This is a genomic window from Citrobacter amalonaticus, assembly GCF_001559075.2.
GTDB classification, from domain to species: domain Bacteria; phylum Pseudomonadota; class Gammaproteobacteria; order Enterobacterales; family Enterobacteriaceae; genus Citrobacter_A; species Citrobacter_A amalonaticus_F.
Genome location: NZ_CP014015.2, coordinates 1040300 through 1062843, shown reverse-complemented (window position 1 = coordinate 1062843; position 22544 = coordinate 1040300). Strand labels below are relative to the sequence as shown.

Annotated in this window: 22 protein-coding genes and 1 other RNA gene; 16 read left to right on the top strand and 7 right to left on the bottom strand. The window is 55.4% G+C overall.

Features of this window, described 5'->3' with window-relative positions:
• The first annotated feature begins 218 nt into the window (after positions 1–218).
• From deoC to deoD, 4 genes are all read left to right on the top strand, one after another.
• Positions 219–998 (top strand): deoxyribose-phosphate aldolase, encoded by a 780-nt coding sequence (deoC, locus tag AL479_RS05080; RefSeq protein ID WP_061075295.1) that lies wholly within the window; start codon positions 219–221, stop codon positions 996–998.
• Positions 999–1178: 180 nt separating this feature from the next.
• Positions 1179–2501, top strand: coding sequence for a thymidine phosphorylase (gene deoA, locus AL479_RS05075; RefSeq protein ID WP_061075294.1), 1323 nt, complete (start codon positions 1179–1181; stop codon positions 2499–2501).
• A 51-nt stretch (positions 2502–2552) separates the two neighbouring features.
• Complete coding sequence (gene deoB / locus AL479_RS05070) at positions 2553–3776, top strand: phosphopentomutase (protein WP_061075293.1); 1224 nt, start codon at positions 2553–2555, stop codon at positions 3774–3776.
• Positions 3777–3971: 195 nt separating this feature from the next.
• Positions 3972–4691, top strand: a complete 720-nt coding sequence (gene deoD, locus AL479_RS05065; RefSeq protein ID WP_061075292.1) for a purine-nucleoside phosphorylase — start codon at positions 3972–3974, stop codon at positions 4689–4691.
• Positions 4692–4775: 84 nt separating this feature from the next.
• Here deoD and lplA read toward each other — a convergent pair whose 3' ends face one another.
• Positions 4776–5792, bottom strand: coding sequence for a lipoate--protein ligase LplA (lplA, locus tag AL479_RS05060; RefSeq protein ID WP_061075291.1), 1017 nt, complete (start codon positions 5790–5792; stop codon positions 4776–4778).
• 25 nt (positions 5793–5817) lie between these two features.
• The gene (locus AL479_RS05055; RefSeq protein WP_044327062.1) at positions 5818–6462 is read right to left on the bottom strand and encodes a YtjB family periplasmic protein; all 645 of its coding nucleotides are present in this window, start codon (positions 6460–6462) and stop codon (positions 5818–5820) included.
• Positions 6463–6579: 117 nt separating this feature from the next.
• On the opposite strand from AL479_RS05055, the gene serB reads away from it, so the two are divergent.
• From serB to AL479_RS05035, 4 genes are read left to right on the top strand one after another with little or no spacing between them, the layout of a single operon-like run.
• On the top strand, positions 6580–7548 hold the full coding sequence (gene serB, locus AL479_RS05050; protein WP_042999345.1) for a phosphoserine phosphatase: 969 nt from the start codon (positions 6580–6582) through the stop codon (positions 7546–7548).
• Between the two features lie 11 nt (positions 7549–7559).
• The gene (radA, locus tag AL479_RS05045) at positions 7560–8942 is read left to right on the top strand and encodes a DNA repair protein RadA (protein WP_044253979.1); all 1383 of its coding nucleotides are present in this window, start codon (positions 7560–7562) and stop codon (positions 8940–8942) included.
• Between the two features lie 21 nt (positions 8943–8963).
• Positions 8964–10196 (top strand): multifunctional transcriptional regulator/nicotinamide-nucleotide adenylyltransferase/ribosylnicotinamide kinase NadR, encoded by a 1233-nt coding sequence (nadR, locus tag AL479_RS05040; RefSeq protein ID WP_061075290.1) that lies wholly within the window; start codon positions 8964–8966, stop codon positions 10194–10196.
• A gap of 22 nt (positions 10197–10218) precedes the next feature.
• Entirely contained in the window at positions 10219–11118 is a 900-nt protein-coding gene (locus AL479_RS05035) for a LysR family transcriptional regulator (protein ID WP_061075289.1), read from the top strand.
• 7 nt (positions 11119–11125) lie between these two features.
• On the opposite strand, the gene argP is transcribed toward AL479_RS05035, so the two are convergent.
• The gene (argP, locus tag AL479_RS05030; protein WP_061075288.1) at positions 11126–12019 is read right to left on the bottom strand and encodes a DNA-binding transcriptional regulator ArgP; all 894 of its coding nucleotides are present in this window, start codon (positions 12017–12019) and stop codon (positions 11126–11128) included.
• A gap of 160 nt (positions 12020–12179) precedes the next feature.
• On the opposite strand from argP, the gene rpiA reads away from it, so the two are divergent.
• Together rpiA and serA are read left to right on the top strand one after the other, a co-directional pair.
• The gene (gene rpiA / locus AL479_RS05025; protein WP_042322083.1) at positions 12180–12839 is read left to right on the top strand and encodes a ribose-5-phosphate isomerase RpiA; all 660 of its coding nucleotides are present in this window, start codon (positions 12180–12182) and stop codon (positions 12837–12839) included.
• A 267-nt stretch (positions 12840–13106) separates the two neighbouring features.
• Positions 13107–14339: a phosphoglycerate dehydrogenase gene (serA, locus tag AL479_RS05020; RefSeq protein ID WP_061075287.1), complete on the top strand. Its 1233-nt coding sequence runs from the start codon at positions 13107–13109 to the stop codon at positions 14337–14339.
• Positions 14340–14734: 395 nt separating this feature from the next.
• Here serA and AL479_RS05015 read toward each other — a convergent pair whose 3' ends face one another.
• From AL479_RS05015 to zapA, 3 genes are all read right to left on the bottom strand, one after another.
• Positions 14735–15331, bottom strand: a complete 597-nt coding sequence (locus tag AL479_RS05015; RefSeq protein ID WP_105291723.1) for a 5-formyltetrahydrofolate cyclo-ligase — start codon at positions 15329–15331, stop codon at positions 14735–14737.
• 20 nt (positions 15332–15351) lie between these two features.
• Positions 15352–15535: non-coding RNA, 6S RNA (gene ssrS, locus AL479_RS05010), on the bottom strand.
• A 41-nt stretch (positions 15536–15576) separates the two neighbouring features.
• The gene (gene zapA, locus AL479_RS05005; protein ID WP_042322090.1) at positions 15577–15906 is read right to left on the bottom strand and encodes a cell division protein ZapA; all 330 of its coding nucleotides are present in this window, start codon (positions 15904–15906) and stop codon (positions 15577–15579) included.
• Positions 15907–16072: 166 nt separating this feature from the next.
• On the opposite strand from zapA, the gene ygfB reads away from it, so the two are divergent.
• The 4 genes from ygfB to ubiI all read left to right on the top strand — a co-directional run bounded on the left by ygfB (position 16073) and on the right by ubiI (position 20465).
• Positions 16073–16651 carry a UPF0149 family protein YgfB gene (gene ygfB / locus AL479_RS04995; RefSeq protein WP_086512802.1) on the top strand — a complete coding sequence of 193 codons (579 nt, stop codon included), beginning with the start codon at positions 16073–16075 and terminating at the stop codon, positions 16649–16651.
• Positions 16652–16679: 28 nt separating this feature from the next.
• On the top strand, positions 16680–17993 hold the full coding sequence (gene pepP, locus AL479_RS04990) for a Xaa-Pro aminopeptidase (protein WP_061075286.1): 1314 nt from the start codon (positions 16680–16682) through the stop codon (positions 17991–17993).
• Entirely contained in the window at positions 17993–19171 is a 1179-nt protein-coding gene (gene ubiH, locus AL479_RS04985) for a 2-octaprenyl-6-methoxyphenyl hydroxylase (protein WP_061075285.1), read from the top strand. The genes pepP and ubiH overlap by 1 nt, the downstream gene beginning before the upstream one ends.
• Before the next feature lie 91 nt (positions 19172–19262).
• Positions 19263–20465 carry an FAD-dependent 2-octaprenylphenol hydroxylase gene (ubiI, locus tag AL479_RS04980; RefSeq protein WP_061075284.1) on the top strand — a complete coding sequence of 401 codons (1203 nt, stop codon included), beginning with the start codon at positions 19263–19265 and terminating at the stop codon, positions 20463–20465.
• Positions 20466–20538: 73 nt separating this feature from the next.
• Here the strand turns inward: ubiI and AL479_RS24175 are convergent, their stop codons facing one another.
• The gene (locus tag AL479_RS24175; RefSeq protein WP_420535888.1) at positions 20539–20622 is read right to left on the bottom strand and encodes a hypothetical protein; all 84 of its coding nucleotides are present in this window, start codon (positions 20620–20622) and stop codon (positions 20539–20541) included.
• A 293-nt stretch (positions 20623–20915) separates the two neighbouring features.
• On the opposite strand from AL479_RS24175, the gene gcvT reads away from it, so the two are divergent.
• Together gcvT and gcvH are read left to right on the top strand one after the other, a co-directional pair.
• The gene (gene gcvT / locus AL479_RS04975) at positions 20916–22010 is read left to right on the top strand and encodes a glycine cleavage system aminomethyltransferase GcvT (RefSeq protein WP_061075283.1); all 1095 of its coding nucleotides are present in this window, start codon (positions 20916–20918) and stop codon (positions 22008–22010) included.
• Between the two features lie 25 nt (positions 22011–22035).
• A complete protein-coding gene (gene gcvH / locus AL479_RS04970; RefSeq protein WP_061075282.1) occupies positions 22036–22425 on the top strand; it encodes a glycine cleavage system protein GcvH in 390 nt (129 codons plus the stop codon).
• Positions 22426–22544: the final 119 nt, after the last annotated feature.

Sequence of the window (22544 nt, the reverse complement as noted above, 5' to 3'; positions counted from 1 at the left end):
AGATGTGCTGCCGGCACTTTGATCCTGATGCGCCTGAGTGGAGAAGAAATCGACAGAAAAGGACTATTATTTGAAGTTGATCTCATTACAGTAATGCAAATTTGTACGTAGTTTTCATTAACTGTGATGTATATCGAAGTGTAATGGCGAGTGGATGTTAGAATACTAACAGACTCGCAAGGTGAGAATTTTATACGGCGATGCCGTTGGAGAATGTTATGAGCGATTTAACTGCAAGCAGCCTGCGCGCACTGAAACTGATGGATCTGACCACCCTGAATGACGACGACACCAATGAAAAAGTGATCGCGCTGTGTCATCAGGCGAAAACCCCGGTCGGCAACACCGCTGCAGTCTGCATCTATCCGCGTTTTATTCCGATTGCACGTAAAACGCTGAAAGAGCAGGGCACCCCGGATATCCGTATTGCGACGGTGACCAACTTCCCGCACGGCAACGACGACATTGAGATCGCGCTGGCGGAAACCCGTGCGGCGATTGCCTACGGGGCGGATGAAGTGGATGTGGTCTTCCCGTACCGCGCGCTGATCGCCGGTAACGAACAGGTCGGCTTCGATCTGGTTAAAGCCTGTAAAGACGCGTGCGCGGCGGCAAACGTGCTGCTGAAAGTGATCATCGAAACCGGTGAGCTGAAAGAAGAGGCTCTGATTCGTAAAGCGTCGGAAATTGCGATTAAAGCTGGTGCCGATTTCATCAAGACGTCGACCGGTAAAGTACCCGTAAACGCCACGCCGGAAAGCGCACGCATCATGATGGAAGTGATCCGCGATATGGGCGTATCCAAAACCGTGGGCTTCAAACCTGCGGGTGGCGTGCGCAGTGCGGAAGATGCTCAGCAGTTCCTCGCTATCGCTGACGAATTGTTTGGCGCTGACTGGGCGGATTCCCGTCACTACCGCTTTGGGGCATCCAGCCTGCTGGCAAGCCTGCTGAAAGCGCTGGGGCATGGGGACGGCAAGAGCACAAGCAGCTACTAATTACTCGTCATACTTCAAGCCGCAGGTGCGTTAGCTGCACTCCCTCACCCCAGTCACTTACTGTAGTAAGCTCCTGGGGATGAGCTCCCTTGCCGCCTTCCTGCGACTCGAATTATTTAGAGTAATCAATCATTGCAGTGGGTTTTCCGCTGCATTTAACCTGATTTATCGGGGGTTACCGTGTTTCTCGCACAAGAAATTATTCGTAAAAAACGTGATGGTCATGCGTTGAGCGATGAAGAAATTCGTTTCTTTATCAACGGTATTCGTGACAACACCGTCTCAGAAGGGCAGATCGCCGCCCTGGCGATGACCATTTTCTTCCACGATATGACTATGCCAGAACGCGTTTCGCTGACGATGGCAATGCGGGATTCAGGAACCGTCCTGGACTGGAAGAGCCTGAATCTGAACGGCCCGATCGTGGATAAACACTCCACCGGCGGCGTGGGCGACGTGACGTCACTGATGCTTGGTCCAATGGTAGCAGCCTGCGGCGGTTACATTCCGATGATCTCCGGTCGCGGACTGGGTCATACCGGCGGTACGCTTGACAAACTGGAAGCGATCCCGGGATTTGATATCTTCCCGGACGACAATCGTTTCCGCGAAATCATTAAGGACGTGGGTGTAGCGATCATCGGGCAAACCAGCTCGCTCGCACCGGCGGACAAACGTTTTTATGCCACCCGCGATATCACCGCGACGGTGGATTCCATTCCGCTTATCACTGGCTCCATTCTGGCGAAAAAACTGGCGGAAGGGCTGGATGCGCTGGTTATGGACGTGAAAGTTGGCAGCGGCGCGTTTATGCCAACCTATGAACTTTCTGAAGCGCTGGCGGAAGCGATCGTTGGCGTGGCAAATGGCGCCGGCGTGCGGACAACCGCGCTGCTGACCGACATGAACCAGGTGCTGGCGTCCAGCGCGGGTAACGCGGTGGAAGTGCGCGAAGCGGTGCAGTTCCTGACCGGCGAATACCGCAACCCACGCCTGTTCGACGTGACGATGGCGCTGTGTGTTGAAATGCTGATCTCCGGCAATCTGGCGAAAGACGACGCTGAAGCGCGTGCGAAATTGCAGGCGGTGCTGGATAACGGAAAAGCGGCGGACGTCTTTGGGCGTATGGTTGCGGCCCAGAAAGGCCCGACCGACTTCGTGGAGAACTACGCGAAATACCTGCCGACGGCAATGCTCAGCAAAGCGGTTTATGCTGATAGTGAAGGGTTCGTCAGCGCGATGGATACCCGCGCGCTGGGTATGGCGGTGGTGTCGATGGGCGGCGGTCGTCGCCAGGCGTCGGACACCATTGATTACAGCGTCGGCTTTACCGATATGGCCCGTCTGGGCGACAGCGTAGACGGGCAGCGTCCGCTGGCGGTGATCCACGCGAAAGATGAAGCCAGCTGGCAGGAAGCGGCGAAAGCCGTCAAAGCGGCAATTATCCTTGACGATAAAGCGCCTGAAAGCACACCAACGGTCTATCGTCGCATTACCGAATAGCTATATACTGATCTGATCGCTTTTTTGCAGCGCAGATGAATGGAGAACAAGATGAAACGTGCATTTATTATGGTGCTGGACTCCTTTGGTATTGGTGCGACGGAAGACGCGGATCGCTTTGGCGACGTCGGTTCCGACACCATGGGACACATCGCTGAAGCCTGTGCCAAAGGCGAGGCTGACAAAGGGCGTAAAGGCCCACTGAATCTGCCAAACCTGACTCGCCTGGGTCTGGTGAAAGCGCATGAAGGGTCTACCGGTAAAATCGCAGCCGGTATGGACGCCAACGCGGAAGTGATTGGCGCATACGCCTGGGCGCATGAGCTCTCTTCCGGTAAAGATACGCCGTCTGGCCACTGGGAAATCGCCGGTGTGCCGGTTCTGTTTGACTGGGGGTATTTCAGCGACCACGAGAACAGCTTCCCGCAGGAACTGCTGGATAAACTGGTCAAACGTGCGAACCTGCCGGGCTATCTCGGTAACTGCCACTCTTCCGGTACAGTGATTCTGGACCAGTTGGGCGAAGAGCATATGAAAACCGGCAAACCGATTTTCTATACCTCAGCGGATTCCGTGTTCCAGATTGCCTGCCATGAAGAGACCTTTGGTCTGGATAAACTTTACGAGCTGTGCGAGATCGCCCGTGAAGAGCTGACCGAAGGCGGTTACAACATCGGTCGCGTCATCGCGCGTCCGTTTATTGGCGACAAAGCGGGTAACTTCCAGCGTACCGGTAACCGTCACGATCTGGCCGTTGAACCGCCAGCGCCGACGGTGTTGCAGAAACTGGTTGATGAGAAAGATGGCCACGTAGTGTCCGTCGGTAAAATCGCCGATATCTACGCCAACTGCGGCATCACTAAAAAAGTGAAAGCCACGGGTCTGGACGCGCTGTTTGACGCCACGGTTAAAGAGATGAAAGAAGCCGGTGACAAGACGATTGTCTTCACCAACTTCGTGGACTTCGACTCCTCCTGGGGCCACCGTCGCGATATCGCCGGTTATGCCGCCGGTCTGGAGTTGTTCGACCGCCGTCTGCCGGAGCTGATGGAGCTGGTGGGTGAAGATGACATTCTGATCCTGACCGCTGACCATGGCTGCGATCCGAGCTGGACCGGTACCGATCACACCCGTGAACACATTCCGGTGCTGGTGTACGGCCCGAAAGTAAAACCGGGTTCGTTAGGTCACCGTGAAACCTTTGCGGATATCGGTCAGACACTGGCGAGCTACTTTGGTACGTCGCCGATGGACTACGGTAAAAATATGCTGTGATACCCGTTGTCTTTCGCGCTGTAGATGCGTTGACTTCATTCGCTCACCCCGGTCACATAGTTAATCTATGCTCCCGGGGATTCACGAATTCGTCGCCTTCCTGCAACGCGAAATCCTTAGGGTATTTGAATACGTTTTGTAGGCCTGATAAGGCGTAGCCGCCATCAGGCAATAACAACGAAATAAGGACAACAAATGGCAACTCCACATATTAATGCAGAAATGGGTGATTTCGCTGACGTCGTATTGATGCCGGGCGACCCGCTGCGCGCAAAACACATTGCGGAAACTTTCCTTGAAGATGTACGCGAAGTGAACAACGTTCGCGGCATGTTAGGTTTCACCGGGACTTACAAAGGCCGTAAGATCTCCGTGATGGGTCACGGTATGGGTATCCCGTCCTGCTCCATCTATACCAAAGAGCTGATCACCGATTTCGGCGTGAAGAAAATTATTCGCGTAGGGTCCTGTGGCGCCGTGCGTGCCGATGTGAAACTGCGTGACGTGGTAATTGGTATGGGTGCCTGCACCGATTCCAAAGTGAACCGCATTCGTTTCAAAGACCATGATTTTGCCGCGATTGCTGATTTTGGCATGGTGCGTGACGCGGTTGAAGCGGCAAAAGCGCTGGGTGTGGACGCACGCGTCGGCAACCTGTTCTCTGCGGATCTGTTCTACTCTCCGGACGGCGAAATGTTCGACGTGATGGAAAAGTACGGCATCCTGGGCGTGGAAATGGAAGCGGCGGGTATCTACGGCGTGGCGGCAGAATTTGGCGCGAAAGCGCTGACTATCTGCACCGTGTCTGACCACATCCGTACTCACGAGCAGACGACGGCGGCTGAACGTCAAACCACGTTCAACGACATGATTAAAATCGCGCTGGAATCCGTTCTGTTGGGCGATAAAGCGTAAGACCTGGTGTGCCGGGGGGCGGCTTCGCCTTACCCGGCCTACGGTTTTCCAGGCCCGCAGAGCGCAACCTCAGCGGGCTTTTTATTAGCGCACCGCCTGTGCAATCCACGCCGACAATTCCCGCAGTTCTTTTTCCTGCTCCGGAAAATCCCCTGTCAAAGATTCGCACTTCTGCTGTACGACACTGGCACGATACAGGCAGCCCTGAAGACGTGCGGCCAGCGCTTCTAACGGTGCCGGATTGAGACTGTCGGTAAAGACCTGGGCACGGGTGATATGTCCTTTCTCAACGTCAAAATGCAGCTCAACGCCGCCCCAGGTAAAACGTTCATCCAGCAGATGCGAGAAGGCCGGCGCCTGACCGAAGTTCCACTCCCAACTGCTCTGACGGGCGAAGGTTTCGGCAAAGTTCGGCAGATCGGGCGTGTTGTCCGGGGAGATCACCTCCGCTTCAACGCGTTCGCCGTAATGAGCGAAAAAGGCCTCGGTCACCGCCGCACAAACCTGTTCATGCGTGATTCCCTGCAGCAGTTCGGTGAGATTCGCCACGCGCGAGCGTACAGAAGTAATTCCTTTGGCCGCCAGTTTCTTTTTATCCGGATTCAAATAATTAGCCAGCCGGCTGAGATCCGCATTCAGCAGCAGTGTGCCGTGATGAAAACCGCGATCTTTAGTTTCGCGGTAGGCTGAGCCAGAAACCTTACGGTCGCCATCCGCCGTTTTCACCACCAGATCGTTACGTCCGGAGGCTTCAGCCGTCACGCCCAGCGCGTTAAGCGCATTCAGGACAATTGACGTCGAAATGGTCTTATCGTATTCCGGCTTCCCGGCCATAAAGGTGAAACAGGTATTGCCGAGATCGTGGAACACCGCGCCACCGCCGCTGCTGCGGCGCGCCAGGCGCACGTTGTCCTCTTCCATCCGCCGCGTATTGCACTCTTTCCACGGGTTTTGCGCGCGCCCAATGACGACCGTATCGGCATTGCGCCACAAAAACAGCACGCGCTGAGTGGCGGGCATCTGACGGAAAATACACTCTTCGACCGCCAGGTTAAACCAGGGGTCATAAGAGTCAGAAATAAGCAGGCGAAGTGTCGACATGTCAGTTTTCCTTTCCTGTAATGAATTACTCTTTTTTTTCGCTCTCTTCCTCTTCCGGCACCGACTTGTTGGCGGTCAGCAGGAAGGGAGATTGCTGCCAGCGGGTACGTTTACCCTGCAGCAGAGTGCGGGTCAGCACCACGCCGATGGCCAGTGAAAGCAGCAGCATCAGGCGTAAAATGTTGGTGGTGTTGTCCACCTGCCGGGCTTCAGTGGCTAAGGTATGCGTATCCAGCGTCAGGCGCAGATAGCCCAGTGGACCATTTTTCCCCTGAATGGGTTCAACAATCTGCTGGTTGAAGTAGCCGCCAGCTTTTTTCCCGTCCAGCGCCAGACGGTCGCGCACATTTACGCTTTCGCCTGCGCGGGCGATCATATCGCCTTGTTCATCATAAACCCCGGCATCAAGAATACGGCTTTCCTTCGTCAACTGCTGCAGAATGGTCTTGATACGTTTTTCATCAGGCGTTTCAGTTCGCATCAGCGGCGCGATGTTCAGGGTCACCTGGTGCGCCAGCGTACGGGCCAGCTCTTCAAGCTGCGGATTTCGCTGCCGCTGGTGATTTTGACTGAACCAGGACGCGCCCTGCATGAGCGCGACAAGCAGTGCGAGACAGAACAATACAATCACTGCACGATGAAGTCGGAATTTCAGTTTTGCGCGAGCCATATTCCACCTGCTGAAAATTTGAGGCTTAATGTTGCCAGAAGCGATGGTTACAAGGTAGCCTCATGCGTTATTTTCCCCAGGATCCTTTCCGGCCCGAACGATTTTACAGGAGCTTTAATGCCTAACATTACCTGGTGCGATTTGCCTGAAGATGTCTCTTTATGGCCAGGTTTGCCCCTTTCTTTGAGTGGTGACGAGGTGATGCCACTGGATTACCACGCTGGACGTAGCGGCTGGCTGCTGTACGGACGCGGGCTGGATAAACAACGTCTGACTCAGTACCAGAGTAAACTGGGCGCGGCGATGGTGATTGTCGCGGCCTGGTGCGTTGAGGACTATCAGGTCATTCGCCTGGCCGGATCGCTCACGCCTCGCGCCACGAAACTGGCGCATGATGCGCAATTAGACGTCGCGCCGCTGGGGAAAATCCCGCATTTGCGTACTCCAGGCCTGCTGGTGATGGACATGGACTCCACCGCGATTCAGATCGAGTGTATTGATGAGATCGCCAAACTGGCCGGTACCGGCGAAAGGGTGGCGGAAGTGACTGAACGGGCGATGCGCGGCGAACTCGACTTCACCGCCAGCCTGCGCAGTCGTGTGGCGACGCTGAAAGGCGCGGATGCCAATATTTTGCATCAGGTACGTGAAAGTCTGCCGTTGATGCCCGGTCTGACGCAACTGGTGCTGAAGCTGGAAACGCTGGGCTGGAAGGTGGCGATCGCCTCCGGAGGCTTTACCTTCTTTGCCGAATATCTGCGTGAGAAACTGCGCCTAACGGCGGCGGTGGCGAACGAACTGGAGATCATGGACGGCAAATTCACCGGCAATGTGATTGGCGATATCGTCGACGCGCAGTACAAGGCCAAAACGCTGACCCGACTGGCGCAGGAATATGAAATCCCGATCGCGCAGACCGTGGCGATTGGCGATGGCGCCAACGATCTGCCGATGATCAAAACGGCGGGGCTGGGGATTGCGTACCATGCCAAGCCGAAAGTGAATGAAAAGACGGAGATTACTATCCGTCACGCTGACCTGATGGGGGTGTTCTGCATTCTCTCCGGCAGCATGAACCAGAAATAATGAGGTAAACCGTGGCAAAAGCTCCAAAACGCGCCTTTGTATGTAATGAATGCGGGGCGGATTATCCGCGCTGGCAAGGGCAATGCAGCGCCTGTCATGCGTGGAACACCATCACAGAGGTGCGCCTGGCTGCATCGCCGACGGTGGCGCGTAATGAGCGACTGAGTGGTTATGCCGGGAGCGCTGGCGTTGCAAAGGTTCAGAAGCTTTCCGATATTAGCCTGGAAGAGCTGCCGCGTTTTTCCACCGGTTTTAAAGAGTTTGACCGCGTGCTGGGCGGCGGCGTCGTTCCCGGCAGCGCGATTCTGATTGGCGGTAACCCCGGCGCGGGTAAATCCACGCTGTTGTTGCAGACGCTGTGCAAGCTCGCGGAGCAGATGAAAACCCTGTACGTCACCGGGGAAGAGTCCCTGCAGCAGGTGGCAATGCGCGCGCACCGTCTTGGTTTGCCGACCAACAATCTCAACATGCTTTCGGAAACCAGCATTGAGCAGATCTGCCTGATTGCGGAAGAAGAACAGCCGAAGCTGATGGTGATCGACTCCATTCAGGTCATGCACATGGCGGATATCCAGTCATCGCCCGGCAGCGTGGCGCAGGTGCGTGAGACGGCGGCCTATCTGACGCGCTTTGCCAAGACGCGCGGTGTGGCGATTGTGATGGTGGGTCACGTGACCAAAGACGGCTCGTTGGCCGGGCCAAAAGTGCTTGAACACTGCATTGACTGTTCGGTATTGCTGGATGGCGATGCCGATTCCCGTTTTCGCACCCTGCGCAGCCACAAAAACCGTTTTGGCGCGGTGAATGAGTTAGGGGTCTTCGCGATGACCGAACAGGGACTACGCGAAGTGAGCAACCCTTCGGCGATCTTCCTGAGTCGTGGCGATGAGGTCACCTCCGGCAGTTCGGTGATGGTGGTCTGGGAAGGGACGCGACCGCTGCTGGTGGAGATCCAGGCGCTGGTTGATCACTCGATGATGGCGAACCCGCGACGGGTGGCGGTGGGGCTGGAGCAGAACCGTCTGGCGATTCTGTTGGCGGTGCTGCACCGTCACGGCGGTCTGCAAATGGCCGATCAGGATGTGTTCGTTAACGTGGTGGGCGGCGTCAAAGTCACAGAAACCAGCGCGGACCTGGCGCTATTGTTGGCGATGGTCTCCAGTCTGCGCGACAGGCCGCTGCCGCAGGACCTGGTGGTGTTTGGCGAAGTGGGGCTGGCAGGAGAGATTCGCCCGGTGCCCAGCGGCCAGGAACGTATTTCAGAAGCCGCAAAACACGGCTTCCGTCGCGCGATTGTTCCGGCGGCCAACGTGCCGAAAAAACCGCCAGAAGGGATGCAGGTTTTTGGCGTCAAGAAGCTGGCGGATGCGTTAAACGTATTTGACGACTTATAATGAGTGAAACGGAGGTTACCCATGTCGTCATTTGATTATCTGAAAACCGCGATCAAGCAAAAGGGCTGTACCCTGCAACAAGTGGCGGATGCCAGTGGAATGACCAAGGGCTATCTCAGTCAACTCCTCAATGCCAAGATCAAAAGCCCCAGCGCGCAAAAGCTGGAGGCGTTGCACCGTTTTCTGGGGCTGGAGTTTCCCCGGCAGCAGAAAAATATCGGTGTGGTGTTCGGCAAATTTTATCCGCTGCACACCGGTCATATTTATCTGATTCAGCGCGCCTGTAGCCAGGTGGATGAGTTGCATATCATCATGGGTTATGACGATACGCGCGACCGCGCGCTGTTTGAAGACAGCGCGATGTCGCAACAGCCCACCGTGTCGGATCGTCTGCGCTGGCTGCTACAAACGTTCAAATATCAGAAAAATATTCGCATTCATGCCTTCAACGAAGAGGGGATGGAGCCGTATCCGCACGGCTGGGACGTCTGGAGCAAGGGCATCAACGCGTTTATGGCGGAGAAGGGGATTGCGCCAAACTGGATCTATACCTCAGAAGAGGCTGATGCGCCGCAGTACCTGGAACATCTGGGTATCGAAACGGTGCTCATCGATCCCAAACGCACTTTTATGAGCATCAGCGGTGCGCAAATCCGTGAAAATCCCTTCCGCTACTGGGAATATATTCCTACCGAAGTGAAGCCGTTCTTCGTGCGTACCGTAGCGGTGCTGGGCGGAGAGTCGAGCGGAAAGTCGACGCTGGTCAATAAGCTGGCGAATATCTTCAATACCACCAGTGCGTGGGAGTATGGCCGCGACTATGTCTTCTCTCACCTCGGGGGGGATGAGATGGCGCTGCAATATTCTGACTACGATAAAATCGCGCTGGGCCACGCGCAGTACATTGATTTTGCAGTGAAGTACGCCAATAAAGTGGCGTTTATCGACACCGACTTCGTCACGACTCAGGCCTTCTGCAAAAAGTACGAAGGGCGAGAGCATCCGTTTGTGCAGGCGTTGATCGATGAATACCGCTTTGACCTGGTGATCCTGTTGGAAAATAACACGCCGTGGGTGGCGGACGGTCTGCGCAGCCTCGGTAGCTCAGTGGACCGCAAAGAATTTCAGACGCTGCTGGTGGCGATGTTGCGCGAAAACAATATCGACTTCGTGCATGTCGAGGAGGCGGATTACGATGGCCGTTTTCTGCGTTGCGTCGAGCTGGTCAAAGAGATGATGGGTGAGCAGGGGTGATCCTCGCCCAGGGGTGAACGCGATGTTTAAGCACTTGCAGGATATGGCGCTGTTTGCCCTGGTCGCCGAACACGGCAGCTTTACCGTCGCCGCGCAAAAGGCGGGGCTGCCGAAATCGAGCGTCAGTCAGCGCATCAGCCAGCTTGAGCAGCACGTTGGCATTCGCCTTATTAACCGTACTACCCGCAAACTTAACCTGACCTACGCCGGTGAACACTATCTGGTGCACTGCCGGGAAATACTCGCTGCCAGCGAACGCGCAGAATACGCGGTTCAGCGCCTGCGCGACAACCCCAGCGGGCGGTTGCGCATCACGTCGCCGGCTGGCATTGGCGCGACACTGCTCGCGCGCCTGAACACGCAGTTCCAGCAACGCTACCCTGATGTTTATCTGGATGTCAGTATTTCCGATGAGCTGCTGGATTTGGTGGACAGCGGTTTTGACGTCGCGTTGCGTACCGGTAAGCCGCAGGATTCCTCGCTGATCGGACGTATGATTGGCCATTGTCCGCGCTATCTGCTGGCCTCGCCTGATTATCTGTCACGCTATGCGCCGTTGAACCATCCCCGTCAACTGGTCGAACACCATTGCATTGCGCACAAGGCCTGGTCTGAGTGGTTATTCCATCGGGACGATGAAGATTACCAGCATCTGCCTGACCGGGTTCATCTGACGGATAATCTGGTGTATGCCCGCGAAAGCGCCATCGCAGGGGCGGGGATCACGCTGCTGCCGGCATTTATGCTGGAAGATAAAATCGAAAAGGGCGCTCTGGTACCGGTACTGGCGCCATGGACGGTGGCGGGAAACGATCTTTGGCTGGTTTATCCCAGTCGTAAGCTGAACTCTCCCGCGCTGATGAGCTACATCGAATTTGCCATGCAGTTCGATGAGCTCAGACATTTCTACACCGCGGAATGAGACCGGCTCAGTCCTGACGCAGCACCTTGTGACCGTAGGCCAGCAGCGCGTCGGTGACGTTGCGCATCATGCGGCTTTCTGGCGCAAACCGGTGCCAGTAGAGCATCCGGCGCTGAAACAGCCCTGGCGTGAGATCGATCAGTTCGCCGCTTTGCAGCTCTTTTTCAATCTGCAGGTGCGGGATCATACAGCAGGTGGTGCCCTGACGCGCCAGTTGCACAAAGGCTTCCGAAGAGTTGACGATGTGGCACGGAACGCTGCCTGGCGGCAGATCAAAGTTCTGTTGCAGGAAGGCCTGGTGCATATCGTCCAGATGGTCAAACGCCACCGCAGGCGCTTTCAGCAGCGCGGAGCGGGTGACGCCGTTCGGGAAGTAGCGTTCGGCAAACGCTTTGGATCCCACAAACAGATAGTCGAGCGCGCCGAGTTTATCCACCAGACAGCTGGGCAGCGCCTGATGCTGGATACTCACCGCGCCGACCACTTCACCACGACGCAGACGTTCCTGGGTGCGGGTTTCATCTTCCACCTGCAGGTTGAGACGAATAGGGGAGTCAGCCAGTACCGGTGCCAGGGCCGGTAGCAGCCAGGTCGCCAGACTGTCGGCGTTGACCGCCAGCGACAGCAGCAGCGGCGTGGAGCCGGTTTGCTCATCGCCCAGCCACTCATCTTCCAGCAACTCTACCTGTCGAAGCAGTGCCAACAGTTTTTGGCCTTGCTCCGTCGGACGTGGTGGAACGGTACGGACCAGCAGCGGTTGTCCGAACATATTCTCAAGCTGCTTGATGCGTTGCGAAACGGCAGATTGGGTGATGCACAGCTTTTGCGCCGCGCGCTCAAACCCGCGTTCACGTATAACGGCATCCAGTGCTTGTAGTGTTCTGTAGTCCGGACGTTTCATTGATCTGACACACTCCTGAAATTTTTTGCTTGTTCTGCACTATGACATAAATTTGCATTGGGTAAAGACGAAATCCGCAGCCTGCGAGCGGGTCGGGAAGATTTTTCCGCGCAATGGTCTATAATGCGCGTGAATTTTTCTCCACAAAGGCGAGACAATCATGACGCAGGATGAACTGAAAAAAGCAGTAGGATGGGCGGCACTTCAGTATGTACAGCCCGGCACCATTGTAGGGGTAGGTACCGGTTCAACAGCCGCGCACTTTATTGACGCGCTGGGCACCATGAAAGGTCAGATTGAAGGCGCGGTTTCCAGCTCGGATGCCTCAACCGAAAAACTCAAAAGCCTCGGCATCCCTGTGTTTGATCTCAACGAAGTCGACAGCCTTGGCGTCTACGTCGATGGCGCGGACGAAATTAACGGTCACATGCAGATGATTAAAGGCGGCGGCGCGGCGCTGACTCGTGAAAAGATCATTGCCTCCGTGGCGAAGAAATTTATCTGTATTGCCGATGCGTCCAAAGAAGTGGATATCCTGGGTAACTTCCCGCTGCCGGTTGAGGTTATCCCAATGGCGCGTAGCGCAGTGGCTCGCCAGTTGGTTAAACTGGGTGGTCGTCCGGAATACCGTCAGGGAGTAGTGACTGACAACGGTAACGTGATCCTCGATGTGCACGGAATGGAGATCCTCGATCCGGTGGCGATGGAAAATGCCATTAACGCCATTCCCGGTGTGGTGACCGTCGGTCTGTTTGCCAACCGTGGCGCGGATGTGGCGTTAATCGGGACCGCTGATGGTGTCAAAACCATCGTGAAATGATCTGACCGGGGAAGCGCTTCCCCGGTTAAAATTTTTTTGCAGGGCAAATTTGGTGACATGTATCACGTTTTGAATCTTGCCCTGCTGATTTCTCCAAAGAAAAACTTATCCCCAGCATTTTCCTCTGGCATTTGCCACTGAATGAACGCTCCTCAACAGGGCGACGCAAACGTTCATATTGCCGCAATAATTATTTTTGATATGTTGAAAGGCGGATGCAAATCCACACACACAACATCAGATTGCATAAAAAGACAGGGTCGGGAAATGGCAAAGGTATCGCTGGAGAAAGACAAGATTAAATTTCTGCTGGTTGAAGGCGTGCATCAAAAGGCGCTGGATAGCCTTCGGGCGGCAGGTTATACCAACATCGAATTTCACAAAGGGGCACTGGATGCTGAACAGCTGAAAGAGTCCATCCGTGATGCCCACTTCATTGGCCTGCGATCCCGTACCCATCTGACAGAAGAGGTGATCAACGCGGCGGAAAAACTGGTCGCTATCGGCTGCTTCTGTATCGGCACCAACCAGGTTGACCTGAAGGCGGCGGCAAAACGCGGTGTTCCCGTGTTTAACGCGCCGTTCTCTAACACCCGTTCTGTGGCGGAGCTGGTGATTGGCGAGCTGCTATTGTTGCTGCGCGGCGTGCCGGAAGCAAACGCCAAAGCGCACCGTGGCGTGTGGAATAAACTGGCTGCCGGTTCGTTTGAAGCGCGCGGTAAAAGACTCGGTATTATTGGTTACGGTCACATCGGGACTCAGTTGGGTATTCTGGCGGAATCGCTGGGGATGCACGTTTACTTCTACGATATTGAGAACAAACTGCCGCTGGGTAACGCCACTCAGGTTCAGCATCTGTCTGAACTGCTCAACATGAGCGACGTGGTCAGTCTGCACGTGCCGGAAAACGCCTCAACGAAGAACATGATGGGCGCGAAAGAGATCGCGCTGATGAAGCCGGGTTCGCTGCTGATCAACGCCGCACGCGGCACCGTGGTAGATATTCCCGCGCTGTGCGATGCGCTGGCGACCAAACACCTGGCAGGGGCGGCAATCGACGTGTTCCCGACCGAGCCGGCAACCAACAGCGATCCGTTCACTTCACCGCTCTGCGACTTCGATAACGTGATTCTGACGCCGCATATCGGAGGTTCTACTCAGGAAGCACAGGAGAACATCGGTCTGGAAGTGGCGGGTAAACTGGCGAAGTATTCCGATAACGGCTCTACGCTTTCAGCGGTTAACTTCCCGGAAGTATCGCTACCGCTCCACGGCGGGCGTCGTCTGATGCACATCCATGAAAACCGTCCTGGCGTGCTGACTTCCCTGAACCAGATTTTTGCTGAGCAGGGTGTGAACATTGCCGCGCAGTATCTGCAAACGTCGGCGCAAATGGGCTATGTCGTTATCGATATCGAAGCGGATGAAGATGTCGCTGAGAAAGCACTGCTGGCGATGAAGGCGATTCCGGGCACTATTCGCGCACGCCTGCTGTACTGATCCTTACCGACGCGGGCAGGCGCTGAGTCTGCCCGTCATTTCTCCTTTTCTCTCTTCGTTTTCCCGACATCGTCATTCCTTTCTGTAACGCATACATCCTGCTTTCGAGCCTTGCCGCAATTGATGATTAAAGGCTTCGCGACGCGTTGTACATCAACAAAAGGAATTTACGATAGAGGCGCAGCACCGCGCTGAAACGGGAAAGCCCCTGGGGAAGCAGGGGCTCTAAAAAGGAAAGGGACGATGATGAGTTATGTCATCATGCTGCTTATCCTGTTAATCATCGCCTGGCCAGCATATTAACAGCGAAAACGCAGGAGGGAGGTTCGCCTCCCTCACCCTTACCGAGGAAATTTAGGTCAAAAAAACGGCGGTGTCAATCAGCAAAGAAGCGCTTACCATTCCCACACTTTTGACGGCGTTACGACGGCCGGTAAGGGAACATCCCACTCTTCTGCCGGCAATTTCTCTACACGCTGACAGTCATGGGCGTAGCCCACAGGCATCAGGCCATGCTGTTGCCAGTTTTGCAAGGTGCGATCGTAGAATCCGCCGCCCATACCCAAACGCTGACCCTGCTCATCAAACGCGACCAGAGGCGTGATCAGCACGTCCAGTTGCGAAAGCGGCAGGACATCACGAACGTCGAGTTTAGGCTCCTGAATCTTCAGCCGATTAGTGACCAGTTCACTGTGCGGGTGATAGTGCAGAAACAGCAGATTACCGGGGCTGAACGGGTGCAAGACCGGGAGATAGACGCGTTTTCCCGCGCGCCAGAGTTGTTCGATTAGCGGCTGAGTATCGAGTTCGCCATCAAATGACAAAAACACGGCGACCGTGTGCGCCATCACTACGGGCGGGTACGCAAGCATGCGTGTCGCGGCCTGCTGACCGAAGGTGATTTGCTGCGAAAGTGTGAGTGCACGACGACGTTGCCTAATCATCTGGCGAATGGTTTGTCGTGATAAAGGGAGTTCAGAAAGTAATGTCATGGCTGTCGCCAGGTAGAAGGAGAATCTCCGAGATGCCGCCGCAGGCTGTAACCCTTGAACCCTTGGTTCAAGGTGAATGCGTCGTCACAGTTTTAAGGCTTCTCGGACGGACCGAGCGTGCTCACCAACCATGGATCGCCACATTCTTGTGGTATGAAATATCGGCTCAGGGGACTGGCCCGCTTGCAAACATCTCAGAGAAATTTTGTCTTCACGGTCACTCTACCATAGTAAACCGAAAAGTGTTATTCAAAGTTTTGGCTCGTTTTTTCGGTTATGCGACCCTGATCAAGCAGTGCCTGTTCAATGGTCTGTTGGAGCATCCGAATACGTTGTTCCATGCTCGCCGCGTACTCGCGGGTCTTCGCTTTTTCCTGAGTCAGTTCGTAGCTAATATTCAGTGCGGCAATGAATACCAGCTGCTCAGTATTTGTGACTCTAGTGCGAACTTTCAGATCTTGCAACCGCTGATTCAGATCGTCCGCAGCCTGATTCAACGCATCCCTTTGTTCAGGCGGGCAATTCACTCGCAGTGAACGGCCAAAAATTTGGATATCGACGGGTTGTGCAGACATGCCACCTTCCTGCTGATTGACTGCGCTGCCTTCGTCTCCAGACCCTGGGTCCGCGAAGGGGCGACACTATAGCTACCCTGGTGTGAAGATACAAGCCCTATTCTGGTTCACCAGGGTCCAAAGTGGTAGCATACCATGAATATCCTCCCTTTGATGACGAATGCTTATGTCTATACAGAACGAAATGCCTGGTTACAGTGAAATGAACCAGTATTTGAACCAACAAGGGGCCGGACTGACCCCGGCGGAAATGCACGGTTTGATCAGCGGGATGATTTGCGGTGGCAATAACGACAGCTCCTGGCAGCCGCTGCTTCACGACCTGACGAACGAAGGGCTGGCCTTCGGTCATGAACTGGCTCAGGCGCTGCGTAAAATGCACTCCGCGACCAGCGACGCGCTGGAAGATGATGGTTTCCTTTTTCAGCTTTATCTGCCTGAAGGCGATGACGTGAGCGTTTTTGATCGTGCAGACGCACTGGCGGGATGGGTTAATCACTTTCTGCTTGGCCTCGGCGTCACGCAGCCGAAGCTCGATAAAGTGACCGGCGAAACGGGCGAAGCCATCGACGATTTGCGCAACATCGCGCAGCTCGGCTATGACGAAGATGAAGATCAGGAAGAGCTGGAGATGTCGCTCGAAGAGATCATCGAGTATGTGCGTGTCGCTGCGCTGCTGTGCCATGACACCTTTACCCGCCAGCCGCCGACCGCGCCGGAAGTGCGTAAACCGACCCTACACTAAAAAGTAAAACGATAATGGAGGCCACGTCATGACACCGCAGGAATACCAACGTCGTCGCCAGGCACTGCTTGCGCAAATGCAGCCAGGCAGCGCCGCGCTGATTTTTGCCGCGCCGGAAGTGACGCGCAGCGCGGACAGTGAATACCCGTATCGCCAGAGCAGCGATTTCTGGTATTTCACCGGTTTTAACGAACCGGAAGCCGTTCTGGTACTGATTAAAAGCGACGATACCCATAACCACAGCGTGTTGTTCAACCGCGTTCGCGATCTGACTGCGGAAATCTGGTTTGGTCGTCGTCTGGGACAAGATGCCGCGCCGGAAAAACTGGCGGTGGATCGCGCGCTGGCCTTCAGCGAAATCAATCAACAGCTTTTTCAATTGCTTAACGGACTGGACGTGGTATACCACGCGCAGGGCGACTATGCGTATGCGGATGAGATTGTCTTCACCGCGCTGGAAAAACTGCGCAAAGGTTCGCGCCAGAACCTGAAATCGCCGTCAACCCTGATCGACTGGCGGCCGATGGTGCATGAAATGCGCCTGTTTAAGTCGCCAGAAGAGATTGCGGTGATGCGTCGCGCTGGAGAAATTACGGCGCTGGCGCATACCCGGGCGATGGAAAAATGTCGTCCAGGAATGTTTGAGTATCAACTGGAAGGCGAGATTCATCACGAGTTTACTCGCCACGGCGCACGTTATCCGTCCTACAACACCATTGTGGGCAGCGGTGAAAACGGCTGCATTCTGCACTACACCGAAAACGAAAGTGAACTGCGCGACGGCTCCCTGGTGCTGATTGATGCAGGCTGTGAATACAAAGGTTATGCGGGTGATATCACGCGGACCTTCCCGGTGAATGGCAAATTTACCCCGGCGCAGCGTGAAATTTACGACATCGTCCTAGAATCGCTGGAAACCAGCCTGCGTCTGTATCGTCCGGGCACCTCGATTCAGGAAGTCACTGGTGAAGTCGTGCGTATTATGATTACCGGGCTGGTGAAGCTGGGTATTTTGCAGGGCGAAGTCGATCAACTGATCGCCGATAACGCGCATCGTCCGTTCTTCATGCACGGTCTGAGTCACTGGCTGGGGCTGGATGTCCATGATGTTGGTGAATATGAGCAGGATCGTTCCCGCATCCTGAAGCCGGGAATGGTGATTACCGTTGAACCAGGGCTGTATATTGCGCCTGATGCCGATGTCCCGGAAGCGTATCGGGGGATCGGGATCCGTATTGAGGATGACATCCTGATTACGGAAAACGGTAACGAAAATCTGACCGCTGGCGTCGTCAAAAAGGCGGATGAAATTGAAGCATTAATGGCGGCAGCGAGAACGTAATGAGCGTGATCATTGTTGGCGGTGGTATGGTGGGCGCGACGCTGGCGCTGGCCATTTCCCGGTTAAGTCAGGGGACACTGCCGGTTCATCTGATTGAAGCGACCGCCCCTGAAGCGGATAGTCATCCCGGGTTTGATGCCCGGGCGATTGCGCTCGCGGCGGGGACCTGTCAACAACTGGCGCGAATTGATGTGTGGCAGGCGATTGCCGATTGCGCCACCGCCATCCATACGGTTCATGTCAGCGATCGGGGACATGCCGGGTTTGTGACGCTCGACGCTGATGATTATCGTATTCCGGCGCTGGGTCAGGTGGTTGAGCTGCATGACGTGGGTCTACGCCTGTTTGCGCTGCTGCGAAAAGCGCCTGGCGTTACGCTGCACTGCCCGGACCGGGTTGCCAGCGTGACGCGTACCCAGGAACAGGTGAACGTCACGCTGGAAACGGGCGAAACGATCGTCGGACGCGTTCTGGTGGCGGCGGATGGTACCCGTTCTGCGCTGGCAACCGCCTGCGGCGTTGACTGGCAACAGGAGCCTTATGAGCAACTGGCGGTGATTGCTAACGTCTCAACCTCCGTGGCACATAATGGCCGCGCGTTTGAACGGTTTACGGCGCATGGACCGTTGGCGATGCTGCCGATGTCTGAAGGGCGCTGTTCGCTGGTGTGGTGTCATCCGCTGGAACATCGTGAGGAGATTCTGAGTTGGTCAGATGAACGTTTCTGCCGCGAACTCCAGACGGCATTTGGCTGGCGATTGGGGAAAATCACACACGCAGGCAAACGGAGCGCGTATCCGCTTTCGCTCACCACGGCGGCGAAGGCGTTCACGCACCGTACCGTGCTGGTGGGCAACGCCGCGCAGACGCTGCACCCGATTGCAGGGCAGGGGTTCAACCTCGGACTGCGCGATGTCATGAGCCTCGCCGAAACGCTGACTGAAGCGCAGGCAACGGGCAGGGATGTCGGTGATTACGCCGTGCTCTCGCACTATCAACAGCGTCGTCAGGGGGATCGCCAGGCCACGGTCGGCGTGACGGACAGTCTGGTCCATCTGTTTGCCAACCGCTGGGCGCCTCTGGTTGTCGGGCGCAACATGGGACTGATGACCATGGAATTATGCCCTCCCGCCCGTAATGCGTTTGCGCAGCGGACGTTAGGCTGGGTGGCGCGGTAAACATCATCTCCAGACCGGATAAGCGAAGCGCCATCCGGTATTTATACGAACATGACGCCCGATGGCGGTTTCCGATTTCCAGGAGTAAACAGTGCAAAGTGTTGATGTAGCAATCGTGGGTGGAGGCATGGTTGGCCTGGCTGTCGCGTGTGGATTGCAGGGCAGCGGTTTACGTGTCGCTGTGCTCGAACAGCGTGAACCGCAGCCGTTGGCGGCGGATGCCGCTCCTGCGCTGCGCGTGTCGGCGATCAATGCCGCCAGTGAAAAACTGCTTACCCGTCTGGGCGTCTGGTCAGACATTGTGGCTCGCCGCGCCAGTTGCTATCACGGGATGGAAGTGTGGGATAAGGACAGCTTTGGCCGTATTGAATTTGATGACCAAAGCATGGGCTACAGCCATCTGGGCCATATCGTGGAGAACGCGGTGATCCATTACGCGCTGTGGCAAAAAGCGCAACAATCCTCCGATATCACGCTGATGGCGCCTGCCGAATTGCAGCAGGTGGCGTGGGGCGAAAACGAAGCCTTCCTGACGCTGAAAGATGGCGCAATGCTCACCGCACGCCTGGTGATTGGTGCCGACGGGGCAAACTCGTGGTTGCGTAATAAAGCAGACATTCCGCTGACCTTCTGGGATTATCGCCATCATGCGCTGGTCGCGACTATTCGCACCGAAGACGCGCACGGTGCGGTTGCCCGTCAGGCGTTTCACGGTGATGGTATTCTGGCATTTTTGCCGCTCAGCGATCCGCATTTGTGCTCCATCGTCTGGTCGCTTGCGCCACAAGAGGCTGAGCGGATGCAGCAGGCCAGCGATGAGCAATTTAATCAGGCGCTGAACATCGCGTTTGATAATCGTCTGGGGCTGTGTCGGGTGGAAAGCGAACGCCAGGTGTTTCCGCTGACAGGACGCTATGCGCGTCAGTTCGCCGCGCATCGTCTGGCGCTGGTGGGCGACGCTGCGCATACCATCCATCCGCTGGCCGGACAGGGCGTAAACCTTGGCTTCATGGATGCCGCAGAACTGGTGGATGAGCTCAAACGTCTGCATCGTCAGGGCAAAGACATCGGTCAGTACCTCTATTTGCGTCGCTATGAGCGCAGCCGTAAGCACAGCGCCGCGATGATGCTCGCGGGCATGCAGGGGTTCCGCGAGCTGTTTGCGGGAACGCATCCGGCGAAAAAACTGCTGCGTGATATGGGACTGAAACTGGCTGACACCCTCCCTGGCGTTAAACCGCAACTTCTCCGTCAGGCAATGGGATTAAACGATCTGCCTGAGTGGCTTCGCTAAGAATTCACCTCTTTTATAGAATTTGAAACCCGTCACATTTCCTTCTCCCGGCGTCTTCGCCGGGAGGCTTCCCTCATTTGAAATAAACTAATTTCACTCTTCTTTTCGCATTATATTTTCTAATGTCGTGATTTTTGCGTAACGCCAGTTTTGACATTTTTTTAGCGTTTAATGTTGATATGTGCGCCTGTTATGAATGAATGCTTATCGTTAATCCGTGTTGATAGGCTTATTAATGGTTTTTTATGCTGATGATGTTTTGGCGATTTTTAGTCATAAGCTAATGTGATGGTTAATTTTGTTTTATGGTTTAGCGTGGGTTTCGGTGGTAAGTTCAGGGGCAAAGAGAACGTTTGCGTCGGAGCCCAGGAGTGACTTCGATGCCGGGTTTCGTGGCGGCAATTTTCGCTGCGAAAGGGTGGTCAGCCCCGCTTATTCAATGAGGACAAGATGGCTCAACAGACGCCTTTGTACGAACAACACACGCTATGCGGCGCGCGCATGGTCGATTTCCACGGCTGGATGATGCCGCTGCATTATGGTTCTCAGCTCGATGAACACCATGCGGTTCGCACCGATGCCGGAATGTTTGATGTGTCGCACATGACCATCGTCGATCTGCGCGGCAGTCGCACTCGGGAGTTCTTGCGTTATCTGCTGGCGAACGATGTGGCAAAGCTCACGAAAACCGGCAAGGCTCTTTATTCCGGTATGCTTAACGCCTCGGGCGGCGTGATAGATGACCTGATTGTCTATTACTTTACCGAAGACTTCTTCCGCCTCGTTGTTAACTCCGCCACTCGCGAAAAAGACCTCTCCTGGATTACCCAACACGCTGAACCTTTTGCCATCGACATTACCGTGCGTGATGACCTGTCGCTGATCGCGGTGCAGGGGCCTAACGCGCAGGCGAAGGCGGCATCCCTGTTTACTGACGAGCAGTGCAAAGCCGTTGAAGGCATGAAACCGTTCTTCGGCGTGCAGGCCGGCGACCTGTTTATCGCCACGACCGGTTATACCGGTGAAGCGGGCTATGAGATTGCGATGCCGAATGAAAAGGCGGCGGATTTCTGGCGTGCGCTGGTGGAAGCGGGCGTGAAACCGTGTGGTCTGGGCGCGCGCGATACGCTGCGTCTGGAAGCGGGTATGAACCTGTATGGTCAGGAGATGGACGAAGGGATCACCCCGCTGGCGGCTAATATGGGCTGGACCATCGCGTGGGAGCCGACAGACCGCGATTTTATCGGCCGTGAAGCGCTGGAACTCCAGCGTGAAAAAGGCCACGAGCAGCTGGTTGGCCTGGTGATGACCGAGAAAGGCGTTCTGCGTAATGAACTGCCGGTACGTTTCACTGACGCCCAGGGTAATCAACTGGAAGGCGTTATCACTAGCGGTACCTTCTCACCGACGCTGGGCTACAGCATTGCGCTGGCGCGCGTACCCGCTGGCATTGGCGAAACGGCCATTGTGCAGATTCGCAACCGCGAAATGCCGGTAAAAGTGACTAAACCTGTTTTTGTGCGTAACGGCAAAGCCGTCGCGTGATTCATCCTTTTCTGGAGATTGATTGATGAGCAACGTACCAGCAGAACTGAAATACAGTAAAGAACACGAATGGCTGCGCAAAGAAGCTGACGGCTCTTACACCGTTGGCATTACCGAACACGCTCAGGAACTGTTGGGCGACATGGTTTTTGTTGACCTGCCGGAAGTCGGCGCGACCGTGAGCGCGGGTGATGACTGCGCAGTTGCCGAATCGGTCAAAGCCGCTTCTGACATCTATGCGCCGATCGGCGGTGAGATCGTGGCCGTTAACGATGCGCTGAGCGACTCCCCGGAACTGGTGAATAGCGAGCCGTACACCGATGGCTGGATCTTCAAAATCAAAGCCAGTGATGAGAGCGAACTGGACTCGCTGCTGGATGCCACTGCGTACGAAGCATTGTTAGAAGACGAGTAAATACGCCTTTGCCGGATGGCGTTGCGCTTATCCGGCCTACAAGGCATGCGTAGGCCCGGTAAGCGTTAGCGCCACCGGGCTCGCAGACAGAGACAATCACGATTCACTGCACGTTTCAG